The organism is Dietzia natronolimnaea (assembly GCF_002289575.1).
GTDB classification, from domain to species: Bacteria; Actinomycetota; Actinomycetes; order Mycobacteriales; family Mycobacteriaceae; genus Dietzia; species Dietzia natronolimnaea_A.
In genome coordinates this window covers 14,456-31,107 of record NZ_NTGA01000013.1, presented here as the reverse complement: position 1 = coordinate 31,107, position 16,652 = coordinate 14,456, and the positions used below count along the sequence as shown (strand labels likewise).

Genomic DNA, 16,652 nt, shown 5'->3' with positions numbered 1-16,652 from the left:
AGTGACGGGGTCGCGGCGCGGACAGGGCGGCCGGGCGTTCCGGCCGCCCTCTCCGATGCGAGGGTGTTCCACGCCACACTGGATCCGGCGTGTCATTGCGGCTGACGGTGGACGGAAATGCTAGGTATCCCCGATTTCGCTTGACCTGAACGACTCGCATGTGTGTAATCACAGGTGTGTCATTCGTATCTGAGCGGCACGCGGGGCCGGGCAGACGCACGAGCGACGAGCAACGTAACACGAGGGGATGACCGTGGATCGACAGTCACGCACCGCAGCGGGACCCGAACTGGCCCTGGTCGACCTCGGCACCGGCGCGCTCTTCGTGGAGGACGAGGAGGAGAGCTGGCAGGAGCGGGCACTGTGTTCGCAGACCGATCCTGAGGCCTTCTTCCCGGAGAAGGGCGGCTCCACCCGCGAGGCCAAGAAGATCTGCACGGGATGTGAGGTCAAGGCGGAGTGCCTGGAGTACGCCTTGGCCAACGACGAGCGATTCGGCATCTGGGGTGGACTGTCGGAGCGCGAACGTCGACGGATCAAGCGTGACGCCGTGATGTGAGGGTGCCCCCACTGATGTGAGCGTCACCCACTGACTCGAGTCCGCTCGTGCGGATCAGTCCTCGCCGGGGCCGGCCTCGACGTCGTCGGGGGAGATCTCCAGGTGCTGTGAGACCAGTTCCACCAGCACGGAGTAGATGAGGTCGCGCAGGTCGTCCCCGCCCGGCGCGCGGCGGGTGAGCGGCCTGCGGAACAGGACCAACCGGGCCCGCGTGGGCTGGCCGGCCCGGTCGACGCCCGCCGGGACCAGGCGGGCGAGCGGCACCAGGCCGTCCGCCACCACCTCTTCGGGCCACGTCTCGCCCGGCTTCAGCCGCATCCGCGGCACCATGTCCACGGCGAGATCCAGGTGCACCAGGCGGGAATGCCAGTGCTGGTCGATCTCCGCGAACGCCTCGAGCGCGGCGGCGTCGAACTCGGCGGCGCGGCTCCGCCACCGGGGGACCTCCGGCGGCAGGATCGGGCCGCGCGGGCCGTGCCCGCGTCGCGCGGCACGTCGGGAGGTCACCACCCGCGGGCCACGACGGCCGGGGTCTCCCGGGAAGTCCCGTACGGAGATCCGGCTGCCCGAGCACACGTCGTTCTGTCCGGCGCCCGGGATCGCGTTCCCTGTGGGCGGCCGACCGGGGGTCGGTCCGTGTGGGGTCATGAGGCGAGGGTAGCCGCCGCCCCCGACAGCCCGCGGCACCGTGGCGGCGGGTCGCGGCGCACGAGGCGGCCCGACGGGACTACGCTGGGGTCTCGTGAGTGAGAACCGTCGTTGCTGCCGCCCGGGATGTCCCAACCGCGCGGTCGCCACGCTCACCTATGTCTACGCCGACTCGACGGCCGTCGTCGGACCGCTCCCGGCGATCTCGGAGCCCCACTCGTGGGACCTGTGCGCGGCGCACGCCCTGCGCATCACCGCCCCCCGGGGCTGGGATCTGGTCCGCCATCCCGACATCGACGTCTCGGCGGAGGATTCCGACCTCACGGCGCTGCTGGACGCCGTCGCCGGAGGCCCCGTCGGCGGTCGGCGGGCGGGGGCCGCGCTCGTGGACGCCGACCGCCTGCGGCGACTGGGGGTCTCGGACCCCGCCCCGGTGCTCGCAGAGGAGTCGGTCGAGCCCTCCGGCTCCCGCCCCCACCTGCGGGTCGTCCCGAACGCGACCGACCGTGTCGACACGTCGTCCGCGGAGCCCGCCGACGGGGACCGGGAGCCGGGTCCGGAGCTCGGTTGACCGGCCGCCGGCCGCCCCCGACCGCGAGGCGCGGGCCGGGTGGGAACCCGGCGGGTAGGGTCGTCTGATGACACCGTCCGACCGCCTCTCATCCCTGGAGCAGCACGTGCCACGCACCGCCGAGTCCATCCGAGCAGTCATCAAGGCCTACGACGTCCGCGGCGTCGTGGGGGAGCAGATCGACGAGGATTTCGTTCGCGAGGTCGGCGCGTCGTTCGCCCGGCTGATGCGCTCCGAGGGTTCTGACACCGTCGTGGTGGGTCATGACATGCGTGACTCCTCTCCGGCGCTGTCCAGGGCGTTCGGCGACGGCGTCACCTCCCAGGGGCTCGACGTGGTGACGATCGGCCTCGCCTCGACCGACCAGCTCTACTACGCCTCCGGGATGATCGACTGCCCGGGCGCCATGTTCACCGCCAGCCACAACCCGGCCCGGTACAACGGGATCAAACTCTGCCGTGCGGGCGCCAAGCCGGTCGGTCAGGAGTCCGGCCTCCGCACGATCGCCGACGAGCTCGTCGAAGGTGTGCCCGCCTACGACGGTGAGGCCGGCACGGTCTCCGAGCGTGACGTCCTCGACGGTTACGGCTCCTACCTCCGTGAACTGGTCGATCTCTCGGCAATCCGCCCGCTCAAGGTGGCGGTCGACGCCGGGAACGGGATGGGTGGTCACACGGTGCCCGCGGTCCTCAGCGGCCTGCCGCTGGAGATCGTGCCCCTGTACTTCGAGCTCGACGGCAACTTCCCCAATCACGAGGCCAACCCCCTCGAACCGGCCAACCTGGTCGACCTCCAGTCGTTGGTCCGTGAGAGCGGAGCGGACATCGGGCTCGCGTTCGACGGCGACGCCGACCGCTGCTTCGTGGTGGACGAGCGGGGTGAGCCCGTCGCGCCGTCGGCCATCACCGCGCTGGTGGCCGGCCGCGAACTCGACAAGGAGCCCGGCGCGTCCATCATCTACAACCTCATCACCTCCCGGGCCGTCCCCGAACTGGTCGAGGAGAAGGGCGGCGTCGCGGTCCGGACCCGGGTCGGGCACAGCTTCATCAAGGCGCAGATGGCGGACACCGGTGCGGTCTTCGGCGGCGAACACTCGGCGCACTACTACTTCCGCGACTTCTGGGGCGCCGACTCGGGGATGCTCGCGGCCATGCACACCCTCGCCGCCCTCGGGGAGCAGGACGCCCCGCTCTCGGAGGTGATGGCGGAGTACACCCGGTACGCCGCGTCGGGGGAGATCAACTCGACCCTGGACTCCGCGGAGGCGCAGGTAGCCCGGATGGAGGAGGTCATCGACGCGTTCGCCGGCCGCGCCGTGTCCGTCGACCGGCTCGACGGCGTCACGGTGGACCTCGGGGACGGCGCGTGGTTCAACCTGCGGGCCTCGAACACCGAACCGCTGCTGCGTCTGAACGCGGAGGCGCCCACCGGGGAGGGCGTCGCCGCGGTCGTCGACGAGGTCCTCGCGATCGTCCGTGCCTGACCTCACCAGCGACACGGGGGCCGGCCGGGTCGATCTGGACGACGCCGAGGCCCTCCGCTCGTCCGACGCCACCGGCGCACTGCTCCACGCGTCGATGGCGGGTGCCCAGCTCCGGTCGGTCGCGACCGCCGTGGACGCCGGGACCCTGGACGGCCTGGTGGGGTTCCGGCCGCGGTCACTCGTCTGGGTCACCGGGCGGTCGGACCGGGCCCGCCAGGCCGCCCGGGTGGTCGCCGCTCTCTGCGAGACCGTCGGCGGGGCCGCGGTCCCGCCGCTCGTCCACGCCCACACCCTTCCCACATGGGTCGGGGCCCTGGACGTCGTCCTGGTATCGGGCGACGACGCCGGGGACCGTGACCTCGCATCGGCCGTCGACTCCGCCGCCCACAGGGGCGCCGTCGTCGTGGTGGACGTGCCGAAGGAAGGACCCGTGGGCGAGTCGGGAGGGGGCCGTGCCGTCTGGCTCTCCCCGCTCCCGTACCTCCCGCCGCACCGGGGGGTCCTGCACCACCTGGCCGCGGGGATGGCGGTCCTCACCGCCCTCGGCGTGCCGGGACTGGACGTCGGCGTGGCCGCGGACGTCGTCGACGTCGAACTCGAGGGTCTGGGACCCGATCTCGCGACCCCTGTCAACCCGGCCAAGCTCCTGGCCACCGCCGTCTCCGGCACGGACCCGCTCGTGTGGATCCACGCCGATCCGGTCTCGGCCGCGTACTGCGACCGCGCGGTCGCGGCGTTCTGCGACGCCGGCAGGGTCACGGCGGCCTCCTCCGTCTCGGACGCGGTCCGGTCCCAGGCCGAGCGCGCGCGAGGCCTGCCCGCCGAAGACCCACTCGCGAGTCTGTTCCACGATGACGAGTTGGACGGTGAGCGCGAACACAGGACGATCCGGCACCTCGGTATGGTGTTGAGCGCGGACGAGGAGTTCGTCCGCCTGACCGCGGGTCCGCTCGTGGACGTCGAGTGGATCTCCGATCGCGGTCGGGACACTCTCGGCGCCGCACCGGACCCGTTGAGCGGAAGGGTGGCCGCGCTCATGGCACGGACCGAGCTCTCCGCGGCGTATTACCTGGTGGGGGGGCTCTAGACCCGTGGTGGCACTCAGCCCGGTCGTCCAGGCGTACGCCTGGGGCTCCCGGACCGCGCTCCCCGAGTTGTGCGGGACGCACTCCCCGGCACCGCACCCGGTCGCCGAGCACTGGTTCGGTGCCCACGACTCCGGCTCGTCGCTCTGCGCGGACGGGCGGGGGTTGGACGCACGGATCGCCGCCGACCCCGAGGGGGAACTCGGTGCCCGGGTGGCCGCGCAGCACGGCGGAGGGTTGCCGTTCCTCGTCAAGCTCCTGTCCGCCGAGCAGGCGCTCTCCCTGCAGGCCCACCCGTCCCCGGAGCGGGCGAGAGAAGGGTTCGCCGCGGAGGATGCGCGGGGGATCGCCCTGCACGCACCGGATCGTAACTACCGCGACACCAACCACAAGCCCGAGATCCTGGTGGCGCTGACGGAGTTCCACGCGCTGGTGGGGTTCCGGCCCGTTGCCCGGACCGTGGAGTTGTTGGACGCGTTGGACGTCCCCGCGCTTCGTCCCTACCGCGAGATGCTGGACGGGCAACCGGACGCCGAGGGCCTGCGTGCAGTGTTCACCACCTTCGTGACAATGCCGCACACCGCGCTGGCGACGGTGGTGGCGGACCTCGTCGCCGGGGCCGTCGACTACCTCACGGTGGAAGGCGTCGCCGGGCGGTGGTCGCACGAGGCCACGACCGTGGTGGAGTTGGCCGAGCGCTACCCCACGGACCCGGGGGTCCTGGGCGCCCTGTTGCTGAACAGGGTGGTGCTCCTCCCGGGGGAGGCCGTGTACCTGGGACCGGGTCAGCTCCACGCCTATCTCCGCGGCGTGGGGGTGGAGGTGATGGCCAACTCGGACAACGTCCTGCGCGGGGGACTGACGCCCAAGCACGTCGACGTCCCGGAGCTGATGCGCGTACTCGCGTTCGACCCCCTGCTGGACCCCACGGTCCGGCCGGTCCGGGCCGACCGTGGGATACCGGGGGAGATGGACTACCCCACGCCGGAGCCGGACTTCGCGCTCTCGCGCATCGAGCTCCCCGCCGCCTCCGGTCCCGTCGGCTATCCCACGGACGGCCCGGAGGTCCTGCTGTGTACCTCCGGGTTGGTGCGCGTGACGGAGAACGGGACCACGGAGACACTGGGGCCCGGCCACGCGGTGTGGGTGCCCGCCTCGACTCCGGAGGTCGAGCTGGAGGCCGTGGACGGGGCGACCGTCTTCCGCACCCGTGTCGGCGGTCCGGCGACGGGGACGCCGCACCGGTAGAACACCCCGCTACTGTGGTGCGGGAGTCTTTCCACGAATCACGAGGAGCTGGTCGCACACATGTCCGCTGATCTGCACGTGCAGTCCGTCAACGGTGTCGAGTTCAAGGTGGCGGATCTGTCGCTGGCGGAGGCGGGCCGCAAGCAGATCCGTCTGGCCGAACACGAGATGCCCGGTCTGATGGCGCTGCGGGAGGAGTACGGGGAGCAGCAGCCGCTGGCCGGCGCACGGATCGCCGGGTCGATCCACATGACGGTGCAGACGGCGGTGCTGATCGAGACCCTGACGGCGCTCGGCGCGGAGGTCCGGTGGGCCTCGTGCAACATCTTCTCCACCCAGGACGAGGCGGCCGCCGCCGTCGTCGTGGGCCCGGAGGGCACCCCCGAGGCCCCGTCGGGTGTGCCGGTGTTCGCGTGGAAGGGCGAGACGCTCACCGAGTACTGGTGGTGCACCGAGCAGATCATGACCTGGCCGGGCGCCGATCCCAACATGATCCTCGACGACGGCGGCGACGCCACCATGCTCGTGATCAAGGGCAAGGAGTTCGAGCAGGCCGGAGCCGTGCCGTCGGACGACCCCGCCTGGTCCGCCGAGGAGAAGGTCTTCCACGCGCTGCTGCGCGAGTCCGTGCCGGCCCACCCGGGCAAGTACACGGCCATCGCCGAGTCGGTCCAGGGCGTCACCGAGGAGACCACCACCGGCGTGCACCGCCTGTACCACTTCCACTCCGAGGGCGTGTTGCCGTTCCCCGCGATCAACGTCAACGACGCGGTGACCAAGAGCAAGTTCGACAACAAGTACGGCACCCGCCACTCGCTGCTGGACGGGATCAACCGCGGCACCGACGCCCTCATCGGCGGCAAGAAGGCCCTGGTCTGCGGGTACGGCGACGTGGGCAAGGGCTGCGCCGAGGCCCTGGCCGGTCAGGGCGCGCGTGTCCAGGTCACCGAGATCGACCCGATCAACGCGCTGCAGGCCCTCATGGACGGCTTCGACGTGGTGACGGTCGACGAGGCCATCGAGTCGGCCGACATCATCATCACGGCCACCGGCAACAAGGACATCATCACCTTCGACCACATGACGCGGATGAAGAACAAGGCGATCCTGGGCAACATCGGTCACTTCGACAACGAGATCGACATGGCGGGCCTCGAGTCCGCCGAGGGCGTCTCCCGCATCACCATCAAGCCCCAGGTCGACGAGTTCGTCTTCGACGACGACGGCCGCTCGATCATCGTGCTGTCCGAGGGGCGTCTGCTCAACCTCGGTAACGCCACCGGCCACCCCTCGTTCGTGATGTCCAACAGCTTCTCCGACCAGGTGATCGCCCAGATCGAGCTGTTCAGCAACGCCGACCAGTACCCCGTCGGGGTCCATCTGCTGCCCAAGATCCTGGACGAGAAGGTCGCACGCCTGCACGTCGAGGCGCTGGGCGGTTCCCTCACCACGCTCGCCAAGGACCAGGCCGAGTACATCGGGGTGGACGTCGAGGGCCCGTACAAGCCCGACCACTACCGGTACTGACCCGTTTTCCGGTGGTCGCGCGACTTGTCGTCGTCGAGGGGCTCGACGGCGCGGGCAAGAACACCCTGACGACCGCCCTGGTCGGTGAGCTCACCGACCGGGGCGTGTCGGTCGGTCGGCTCGCCTTTCCCCGGTACGGGACCCTGCACGCCGACCTCGCCGCGGACGCCCTGCACGGCGGTCAGGCCGGCGCCGCCGACTCGCCGCACGCGATGGCGTTGCTGTTCGCTCTGGACCGGCACGCGGCGCTGGGCGAGCTGGGCGACCTGATCAGCTCCCACGACGTGGTCCTGCTCGACCGTTACGTAGCGTCCAACGCCGCGTACACGGCGGCCCGGCTCGGCCCGGGCCGCCAGGACGAGGTTCTCCGCTGGATCGGTGAGCTCGAGTTCGACCGCCTCGGGTTGCCGACCCCGGACCTGCAGATCCTGCTCGACACCCCTGTCGCGCTGGCGGCCGAGAGGGCGGGATCCCGCGAGACGGCGGACCCGGGTCGGACCCGGGACCGCTACGAGAGGGACGCCGCCCTCCAGGCCGCGACCGGGGAGATCTACCGCCGACTCGCCGCCACCGGGTGGCGCTCGCCCTGGCAGGTGCTGGGCGTCGACCCCGACGTGCGACGGTTGGCCGACCTCGTGGCGGGACACTGAGCGGTCGGAGACCGGACACCGAGCCGAGGCGCGGCCCCGTCCCGCGCGTGCGGGACGGGTAAGGTCTTCATGAACACATGCCGACACACACGCCGACACAAGTGGTGACAATGACCCCGAAGATCCTCGTCGTCGACGACGACGCCGCCCTGGCAGAGATGCTCACCATCGTCCTGCGGGGCGAGGGGTTCGAGACCGAGGTCGTGGGCGACGGTGTCCAGGCCATCGAGACCTTCCGCGCGGTCCAACCCGATCTGGTCCTGCTGGACCTCATGCTCCCGGGCCGGAGCGGAATCGACGTGTGTCGGGACATCCGCGGGGAGTCGCGGGTGCCGATCGTCATGCTCACCGCCAAGACCGACACCGTGGACGTGGTGCTGGGACTCGAGTCCGGGGCCGACGACTACATCATGAAGCCGTTCAAGCCCAAGGAGCTGGTGGCCCGGATCCGGGCGCGGCTGCGGCGTGGTGAGGACGAGCCGAGCGAACTCCTGCACATCGGGGATGTGAGCATCGACGTGCCCGCCCACACGGTGACGCGGGAGGGGACCCCGATTCCGCTCACCCCGCTGGAGTTCGACCTGCTCGTGGAACTCGCGCGAAAGCCCCGCCAGGTCTTCACCCGCGAGGTGCTCCTCGAGCACGTCTGGGGCTACCGTCACTCGGCCGACACCCGGCTGGTCAACGTCCACGTCCAGCGCTTGCGGGCGAAGATCGAGAAGGACCCGGAGAACCCCGAGGTCGTCCTCACCGTGCGCGGCGTCGGGTACAAGGCCGGTCCGGTCTCGTGACCGACCGTCGCACGGACGACGCGTCGGCGTCCTCCGGCGACGAGCGCGACACCAGGGACGTGGCCGACTCGTCGCCGACGCTCAGGGAGCGGCTCCGGGACCTGGATCTCACCGTTATGGGGATGCGGATCGCCAGGATGTGGCGACGTTCCCTCCAGCTCCGCGTGGTCACCTCCACCCTGGCGCTGTCGATGGGGGTGATCCTCACGATCGCGTTCATGTTGCAGAGCCAGATGGCCACACAGTTGCTCTCGACCAAGCTCGACGCCGCGGTCGAGCAGACGGGCAGGCTGCGGGTCACCGTCGAGGCGCAGATCGCCGCGACCGACGAGGGCACGAGCGAACAGTCACGGCTCGACCAGGCGCGCAGCGCACTCGGGGAGCGGGGTGTCGCCGCGGAGGGTGAATCCGTCCACGCGGGAACCTTCGAGCCGATCCTCGTGGTCCCCGACCAGACCGGCCGCGGGCAGGTCGTCAGCCCTGCCGACGCGCAGGTGCCGGCGGACCTCCAGGCGCTGGTGCAGCGGGGCCTCGTGGCGCAGAAGATCGAGCCGGTCGTGTTCCGCGACGAGGAGACGTCGGCGCTCATCATCGGCACCCCCACGGATTCCTCGATCCCCGGTCTCGAGCTCTACCTGGTCTACCCGCTCATCGCCGAGGAGCAGACCCTCGGGATCATGCGCGGGATCGTCGCGACAGCGGGCCTGGCGATCATCGTGCTCAGCGCAGCGATCGCGTGGATGGTCGCACGACAGGTGGTGCTCCCGGTCCGCCAGGCGGCGTCGATCGCGCAGCGGTTCGCCAACGGCCACCTCAAGGAACGGATGGTGATCCGGGGAGAGGACGATGTCGCCCGACTGGCCATGGCGTTCAACGACATGGCGCAGAGCCTGTCGGACCAGATCACCCAGTTGGAGGAGTTCGGGGACCTGCAGAAGCGGTTCACCTCGGACGTCTCCCACGAGCTGCGTACCCCGCTGACCACGGTCCGGATGGCGGCCGACATCATCTCGGACTCGGCCGGGGACCTGGATCCCCCGACCAAGCGCGCGGTGGAACTGTTGGAGTCCGAGCTCGACCGGTTCGAGAGCCTGCTCACCGACCTCCTCGAGGTCTCCCGCCACGACGCCGGGATGGCGGAGTTGTCGGTGGCCGCGTTGGACGTGCGGGGGGCGGTCGAGGACGCGGTGTCCACCGTGTCGCACATCGCGGAGTCCGCGGGAGTCCAGGTGGAGTTGGACATGCCGTCCGAACCGGTGATGGCCGAGGTGGATTCCCGTCGGGTCGAGCGCATCCTGCGCAACCTCATCGCCAACGCCCTCGACCACTCGGAGTCCAAGCCCGTGCGCGTGACCCTCCGGGGGTCGGAGGCGGCCCTCGCGGTCTCGGTCCGCGACCACGGCGTGGGGCTCAAGCCCGGCGAGGAGTCGCTGGTGTTCAACCGCTTCTGGCGCGCCGATCCCTCCCGGGTCCGTCGGTCGGGCGGGACCGGGCTCGGTCTGGCGATCGCGCTCGAGGACGCCAAGCTCCACGGCGGTCGTCTGGACTGCTGGGGGAGCCCGGGGGAGGGGTCGTGCTTCCGCCTGACCATCCCCCGTCGCCACGGCGGAACCCTCACCTCGAGCCCGCTGCCGCTGACACCGGAGGACGAGGCGCGGCTGGTGCGCACGGGGTCCCCAACGCCCCTGACGCGTGTCCCCGGCTCCGAGGAGGTCCGTTCGTGAGCCGCGGCCGGGCACTCCTCGTCGCGATCGCGACGATCTGCGCGACCGTGCTGGCCGCGTCCGGCTGTGCGACCCTGCCCTCGTCGTCGTCCCCCCAGGTCATCGACACGTTCTCGCCGTCCGGTGCCGGACTGGCCGTCCCCACCCCGGTTCCCGACCAGGAACCGGACCTGCTGGTCCGCGACTTCCTCAAGGCCGCGGCGATCGCGGACCAGCGCCACGCCGCGGCCCGGCAGTTCCTCACCCCGGAGGCGGCCGACTCCTGGGACGATTCGGCTCAGACCACCATCGTCCTGCGGGCCGATCTCAGCGCCGAGGGCGGACGGGGCGCCGACCGCGCGGAGTACACCCTGCGCGCCGAGAAGGTCGGGTCGCTCGATCCCGGTGGCATTTTCAGGGAGGACGTCGGGCAACTCGAGGTGACGATCGGCCTGGCCCGGCGGGACGGCCAGTGGCGGATCGACGAGCTTCCCCCGGGTGTCGTGCTCGAGCGGACCGAGTTCGTCTCCACCTACGCCCAGCGCGACCTGTTCTTCCTCTCCGGATCCGGCGACTCGCTGGTCCCCGACACGCGGTGGACGGCCGCGGACCGGACCGACCTGGAGTTCTCGCTGGTCAACCTGCTCGCCACCGGGCCCCGACCGGGGCTCGAGTCCGCCGTCCTGTCCCGGATCCCGGCGTCGGTCTCGGTTCGTCCCGACGATTCCGCCGAGGGGCAACAGGGAGCCGGGACCGCCATCGACTTCACGGGCCTGCCGGTGCTGAGCAGCCAGGCCACCACGCAGTTCGCCGCCCAGGTCGTGTGGACCCTGGCCCGTGCGGACGTTCCCGGACCGTACCGGCTCGAGCGGGACGGCGCGCCGCTCGACGAACGCTTCGCGGACGGGTGGACGACGGAGGACGTCCGGACGTTCGACCCGTATCCGCCGGTCGAACCGATGCGCAACGCGCTCACCGCCGCCGACGGCCTGGTGAGGTTGGACGCCTCCGGGGCCAGACCGGCGGGGGGCCCGTGGTCACAGGTCCGCGGGGGTCGGAGTGCGACCCTCTCGCACGACGGTGAAGCGCTGGCGGTCATCGCCGGCGAAGACCGCGCGGCGCCCCAACGGCTGCTGATCGGCGCGGTCGACGGCGAGCCGGACGACGCCCTCGTCGCCCAGACCCTCACCGGGCCCACCTTCCACCCCGTGGACGGGCGCGCCTGGGTGATGGTCGACGACACGAGGCTGGTGCGGGTCGGCATCGGGGTGCAGGCCCCGTCCGTCCAGGAGATGGACGGCGCCCCGCTCCGCGCCCTCGGCTCCCGGTTCACCGGCCTGAGGATCGATCCGTCCGGGGCACAGTTGGCGGTGGTGGTCGACGGCAAGGTGTTCATCGGCGCCCTCTCCGCGGAGACCGGGCAGCCGCTCGCCGGAACGTTCCGGCAGATCGGGAGGGCGTTGGGAGAGACGGCCGCCGTCGTGGCGTGGCGCGACCGGTCGACTGTCGTGATCGGCCAGAACACCACGGAGGTACCCGTCACCACGATCACCGTCGACGGCGCGATGACCACGCCGCTCTCGCAGCGCAACATCGCCGGACCCGTCACGGCGATCGCCGCCGCGGGCCGGGAGGTGTACGTGGTGGACCAGCGGTCCCTGCTGCGGCTCGACACGGTGGCCGAGACCGGGGATCGCTACTGGCGGGAGATCAACGGACTGGCCGCCATCCGGGCGGATCCGGTCGTCGCGGGCTGACGAGTGCCGACGGGGGCCGACGGGAGACGGGGGCGCCCGTCGGGCACCGCGTGGTCCGCGGCGCTGGCGGATCTGCTGGTCCCGCTCGAGTGTGCCGGGTGCGGGCGCGCGCGGGAGCGATGGTGTCCGCAGTGCGCCCTGAGCCTCGGTGGGAGTCCGCTGCACGTGCGGACACGCGCGGACCTCCCGGTGCCCGTGTGGGCGCTCGCCCGGCACGTCGGGCCCGCCGCCCGGGCCGTGTCGGCGTACAAGGACCGGGGCCGCCCCGACCTCGCCGCCCCCCTCGGTGTCGCGCTCGCGGCAGGGATCGACGCGCTCAGGGCGGAGGGCGAGATCGCGGAGGCGTCGGAACGTCCGACTGTCCTCGTGCCCGCCCCGGCGTCCGGGCGGGCGCGCCGTCGACGCGGGTTCGACCACGTCCGGGGGCTCGTGGACGTCCTCGCGGCCGAACTGGCGGGGTCGGTCCCGGGTGGACCCGTGGCCGTGGCCCCGCTGCTCGAGATCCGGGGCAGGGTCCGCGACGCCGCCGGATTGGACGCGCGGGCGAGGTCCGGCAATCTCTCCGGCCGGATCAGGAGGCGATCACCGGACACCCTGATCCGGGCCACGCCCGGGGCGCCGTCGACGGTCACCGAGGTGCTGGAGACGCCGGCGACCGTCCTGCTGGTGGACGACGTGGTCACCACGGGGGCCACGGCCGCCGCGTGCGTCGGTGTGCTGGGCGAGGGCGGTCTGCGCGTCGACGGCGTCCTCGGGGTCACCGCCGCCTGAGGGCGAGGGTGACTTCTGGACGACTTGCGCCCACTGCGGTCCGGTGCGCTGGCGACCGGGTAATGTGGGCGTCGGACGGGGTTCACCAGCGCGTTCACGAGAATTTTGCCGATGGTGTTCCGCGTCCGGAGAGTGTCCACTCAGCCATGTGGGTTGGTCCCTCGACCGGTGTCCCGGGCGGTAACCGGGCCGGTCTCCGGGGCCCGCCGCAGGCCCGATGAGGAGGAGCTTCGATGGCGAAGACCCCCGCAGTCCTGCTCGACCCCGCCACCTTCGACGGTCCGTCGACCGACGACCCCGGTGCCCCTGAAGCGCAGGTGACAATCAAGGGCCGGAACGTCGAGGTCCCCGACCACTTCGCGACCCGGATCCACACCAAGCTCGCGAAGATCGAGAAGATCTCGCCGGCGATCACCCGGTTCGACGTGGTCCTGTTGCACGAGAAGAACCCACGACTGGCCAAGGCCAGCCAGCGGATCGAGATCACCCTCAAGGGCAAGCCGGGCGTCGCCCGCGCGGAGGCCGCCGAGGACACCTTCTACGCCGCCCTGGAGTCGGCGGTGGCCAAGCTCGAGCGGCAGATGCGCAAGGCCCGCACCCGGCGGAAGATCAGCCACTCCGGTCACCGTCGACCGCAGTCCGTCGCCGAGGCCACCGCGGAACTCGCGTCCGAGGCCGCGCCGGCGGACGTGATGGACGAGTACGCCGACGGGCACGACGATCAGCTGCCAGGCCAGATCGTGCGCCGCAAGGAGCACGACGGGACCCCGATGTCGGTCGACGACGCGCTCGAGAAGATGGAGCTCGTGGGACACGACTTCTACCTCTTCCGCGATGCCGAGTCCGGGCGCGCCACCGTCGTCTACCGGCGGCACGCGTTCGATTACGGGCTCATCACGCTGAGCGACGAGGCCTGACGGTCACGGCTCGCACGCCCCGCGGGCGGTCCGGTCCGAATGGACCGGGCCGCCCGCGGCGTGTATCCGAGGCCCACAGCACCTAGGATGAACCGAGGGCCCGCGTGGACCCCGCGCAGGTAGCCAGAATTCCGATCAACCCGACCACGAGGACGTTCGAGACTGTGTCCATCCTTTCCAAGCTGCTCCGAGCCGGCGAAGGTCGAAAGCTCAAGCGGTACAGCGCTCTCGCCGATTACGTGGACACCCTGTCCGAGGCGACGGAGAAGCTGACCGACGACGAGCTCCGCGACAAGACCGACGAGTTCAGGGCTCGGCTGGCGAAGGGTGAGACGCTCGACGACCTGCTCCCCGAGGCGTTCGCGGTGGCCCGCGAGGCCGCCTACCGGGTGCTCGGGCAGCGGCCGTACAAGGTGCAGATCATCGGCGCCATCGTCCTGCACACCGGCGCCGTGGCGGAGATGAAGACCGGTGAGGGCAAGACCCTGACCTGTGTGCTCCCCGCCTACCTCAACGCCCTGTCCGGCCAGGGCGTCCACGTGGTCACGGTCAACGACTACCTGGCCAAGCGCGACGCCGAGTGGATGGGTCGCGTCCACCGGTTCCTCGGACTGTCTGTCGGAGCCATCCTCGGCGGCATGACCCCCGCGCAGCGGCGGGAGTCCTACTCGGCCGACATCACCTACGGCACCAACAACGAGTTCGGCTTCGACTACCTCCGCGACAACATGGCGCACGACACCGCGGAGCTGGTCCAACGTGGCCACAACTACGCGATCGTCGACGAGGTCGACTCGATCCTCATCGACGAGGCGCGGACCCCGCTGATCATCTCGGGCCCCGCCGACGGGTCGAGCAAGTGGTACGGGGAGTTCGCCCGTATCGCCCCCCTGCTCGAGGAGGGAACGCACTACGAGGTCGACCGGAAGAAGCGCACGATCGGTGTGACCGAGCAGGGCGTCGAGTTCGTCGAGGACCAGCTCGGCATCGACAACCTCTACGAGGCGGCGAACTCGCCGCTCGTGAGCTACCTGAACAACTCCATCAAGGCCAAGGAGCTGTTCACCAAGGACAAGGACTACATCGTCCGCGACGGCGACGTGATCATCGTGGACGAGTTCACGGGGCGGGTCCTCGACGGGCGCCGCTACAACGAGGGCATGCACCAGGCCATCGAGGCCAAGGAACGGGTGGAGATCAAGGCCGAGAACCAGACCCTGGCCACCATCACCCTGCAGAACTACTTCCGTCTCTACGAGAAGTTGGCCGGGATGACCGGTACGGCCGAGACCGAGGCCGCCGAGCTCTACTCCATCTACAAGCTCGAGGTCATGCCGATTCCGACCAACCGGCCGATGGCGCGCGAGGACCTGGCCGACCTCATCTACAAGACCGAGGAGTCGAAGTTCGCCGCCGTGGTGGAGGACATCGCCGAGCGCGTCGAGAAGAAGCAGCCGGTCCTCGTGGGCACCGCGTCCGTCGAGCGCAGTGAGCACCTGTCGAGGCAGCTCAACCGCAAGGGCATCAAGCACCACGTCCTCAACGCGAAGTTCCATGCGTCCGAGGCCCAGATCATCGCCCAGGCCGGTCGCCCGGGTGCGGTCACCGTGGCGACCAATATGGCCGGTCGTGGTACCGACATCGTGCTCGGTGGCAACCCGGACATCATCGCCGACCTCAACCTCCGTGAGCGCGGACTCAACCCCGTCGACACCCCGGAGGAGTACGAGGAGGCGTGGGACGCCGAGATCGAGCGCATGCGCAAGCTCAGCAAGGAGGAGGCCGAGCGGGTCCGCGAGGCCGGCGGTCTCTACGTCCTGGGCACCGAGCGACACGACTCCCGGCGGATCGACAACCAGCTGCGCGGCCGCTCGGGTCGCCAGGGCGACCCGGGTGAGTCCCGGTTCTACCTGTCCCTGGGTGACGAGCTCATGCGCCGGTTCAACGGCGCGGCCGTCGAGGCGATCATGAACCGGCTGAGCCTGCCCGACGACGTGCCGATCGAGGCGGGCATGGTCTCGCGGGCGGTGAAGAACGCCCAGACGCAGGTCGAATCGCAGAACTTCGAGATCCGCAAGGACGTGCTCAAGTACGACGAGGTGATGAACCAGCAGCGCACCGTCATCTACGGCGAGCGCAAGCGGATCCTCGAGGGCGAGGACATCACCGACCAGGTCGAGTCGATGATCTACCAGGTGATCAGTGCGTACGTCGACGGCGCCGCCGCCGAGGGGTACGTCGAGGACTGGGATCTGGACAAGCTGTGGGACGCCCTCGGGCAGCTCTACCCTGTCTCGATCACCGCGCAGTCGATCATCGACGGCGACGAGTACGGTGCGTCGGGCGACCTGTCGGCCAAGAACCTCAAGGACGCGATCCTCGACGACGTCTTCGCCCGGTACGACGAGCGTGAAGCCGAGATCGAGGGCATCGGCGGCGAGGGCGCGATGCGCCAGCTCGAGCGGTCGATCATGCTCCAGGTCCTGGACCGGAAGTGGCGCGAGCACCTCTACGAGATGGACTATCTCAAGGAGGGCATCGGGCTGCGCGCCATGGCCCAGCGCGACCCCCTGGTCGAGTACCAGCGCGAGGGCTACGACATGTTCTCGGCGATGATGGACGGTGTGCGCGAGGAGACCGTCGCGTTCCTGTTCAACGTCAAGGTCGAGGCCGGTCAGCAGCAGAAGTCGGTGGCGGCGCCCTCGGCGGCGCAGGCCGCGTCTCTCGCGGGTGCCAATCCGATCCTGCAGGCCGCGGGCACGGGCCGCGACGTGAGCGACGACCAGATGCAGTTCTCGGGCCCGTCGGAGACGGGTGAGGCGCAGCTCGTCGACGAGAGCGCCCCGGCGAACCGTGCCGAGCGCCGTTCCCAGGAACGGCAGGACCGGCTCGATCGCCGTGAGCGTGCGGCCAAGGCCGCGTCCCGAGGGCGCAAGGGCTGA

Annotated in this window: 14 protein-coding genes; 13 read left to right on the top strand and 1 reads right to left on the bottom strand. The window is 70.6% G+C overall.

Annotation, left to right across the window (positions count from 1 at the left end):
* Positions 1–247 precede the first annotated feature (247 nt).
* The gene (locus CEY15_RS06890; RefSeq protein ID WP_017836639.1) at positions 248–559 is read left to right on the top strand and encodes a WhiB family transcriptional regulator; all 312 of its coding nucleotides are present in this window, start codon (positions 248–250) and stop codon (positions 557–559) included.
* Between the two features lie 54 nt (positions 560–613).
* Here the strand turns inward: CEY15_RS06890 and CEY15_RS06885 are convergent, their stop codons facing one another.
* Positions 614–1,066 (bottom strand): metallopeptidase family protein, encoded by a 453-nt coding sequence (locus tag CEY15_RS06885; protein WP_031264823.1) that lies wholly within the window; start codon positions 1,064–1,066, stop codon positions 614–616.
* A 235-nt stretch (positions 1,067–1,301) separates the two neighbouring features.
* Here CEY15_RS06885 and CEY15_RS06880 point away from each other — a divergent pair, with 235 nt between their 5' ends.
* The 12 genes from CEY15_RS06880 (at position 1,302) to secA (ending at position 16,652) form a co-directional block, all read left to right on the top strand.
* Positions 1,302–1,778 carry a DUF3499 domain-containing protein gene (locus tag CEY15_RS06880; protein WP_017836637.1) on the top strand — a complete coding sequence of 159 codons (477 nt, stop codon included), beginning with the start codon at positions 1,302–1,304 and terminating at the stop codon, positions 1,776–1,778.
* A gap of 106 nt (positions 1,779–1,884) precedes the next feature.
* Positions 1,885–3,261, top strand: a complete 1,377-nt coding sequence (locus tag CEY15_RS06875; RefSeq protein ID WP_031264822.1) for a phosphomannomutase/phosphoglucomutase — start codon at positions 1,885–1,887, stop codon at positions 3,259–3,261.
* Positions 3,254–4,348, top strand: coding sequence for a hypothetical protein (locus CEY15_RS06870; RefSeq protein WP_095717821.1), 1,095 nt, complete (start codon positions 3,254–3,256; stop codon positions 4,346–4,348). Before CEY15_RS06875 ends, CEY15_RS06870 begins: the two co-directional genes overlap by 8 nt.
* Positions 4,349–4,352: 4 nt before the next feature.
* A complete protein-coding gene (gene manA / locus CEY15_RS06865; protein WP_017836634.1) occupies positions 4,353–5,594 on the top strand; it encodes a mannose-6-phosphate isomerase, class I in 1,242 nt (413 codons plus the stop codon).
* A gap of 60 nt (positions 5,595–5,654) precedes the next feature.
* Positions 5,655–7,121, top strand: a complete 1,467-nt coding sequence (ahcY, locus tag CEY15_RS06860; RefSeq protein WP_017836633.1) for an adenosylhomocysteinase — start codon at positions 5,655–5,657, stop codon at positions 7,119–7,121.
* A gap of 11 nt (positions 7,122–7,132) precedes the next feature.
* The gene (locus CEY15_RS06855) at positions 7,133–7,771 is read left to right on the top strand and encodes a dTMP kinase (RefSeq protein ID WP_095717820.1); all 639 of its coding nucleotides are present in this window, start codon (positions 7,133–7,135) and stop codon (positions 7,769–7,771) included.
* A 110-nt stretch (positions 7,772–7,881) separates the two neighbouring features.
* The gene (gene mtrA, locus CEY15_RS06850) at positions 7,882–8,562 is read left to right on the top strand and encodes an MtrAB system response regulator MtrA (RefSeq protein WP_017836631.1); all 681 of its coding nucleotides are present in this window, start codon (positions 7,882–7,884) and stop codon (positions 8,560–8,562) included.
* Positions 8,559–10,286, top strand: a complete 1,728-nt coding sequence (gene mtrB, locus CEY15_RS06845) for an MtrAB system histidine kinase MtrB (protein ID WP_095717819.1) — start codon at positions 8,559–8,561, stop codon at positions 10,284–10,286. The genes mtrA and mtrB overlap by 4 nt, the downstream gene beginning before the upstream one ends.
* The gene (locus tag CEY15_RS06840; protein ID WP_095717818.1) at positions 10,283–12,022 is read left to right on the top strand and encodes an LpqB family beta-propeller domain-containing protein; all 1,740 of its coding nucleotides are present in this window, start codon (positions 10,283–10,285) and stop codon (positions 12,020–12,022) included. Before mtrB ends, CEY15_RS06840 begins: the two co-directional genes overlap by 4 nt.
* A 165-nt stretch (positions 12,023–12,187) precedes the next feature.
* On the top strand, positions 12,188–12,793 hold the full coding sequence (locus tag CEY15_RS06835) for a ComF family protein (protein WP_017836628.1): 606 nt from the start codon (positions 12,188–12,190) through the stop codon (positions 12,791–12,793).
* 233 nt (positions 12,794–13,026) lie between these two features.
* Positions 13,027–13,710 (top strand): ribosome hibernation-promoting factor, HPF/YfiA family, encoded by a 684-nt coding sequence (gene hpf / locus CEY15_RS06830; RefSeq protein ID WP_017836627.1) that lies wholly within the window; start codon positions 13,027–13,029, stop codon positions 13,708–13,710.
* 170 nt (positions 13,711–13,880) lie between these two features.
* Positions 13,881–16,652 (top strand): preprotein translocase subunit SecA, encoded by a 2,772-nt coding sequence (secA, locus tag CEY15_RS06825; RefSeq protein WP_176475042.1) that lies wholly within the window; start codon positions 13,881–13,883, stop codon positions 16,650–16,652.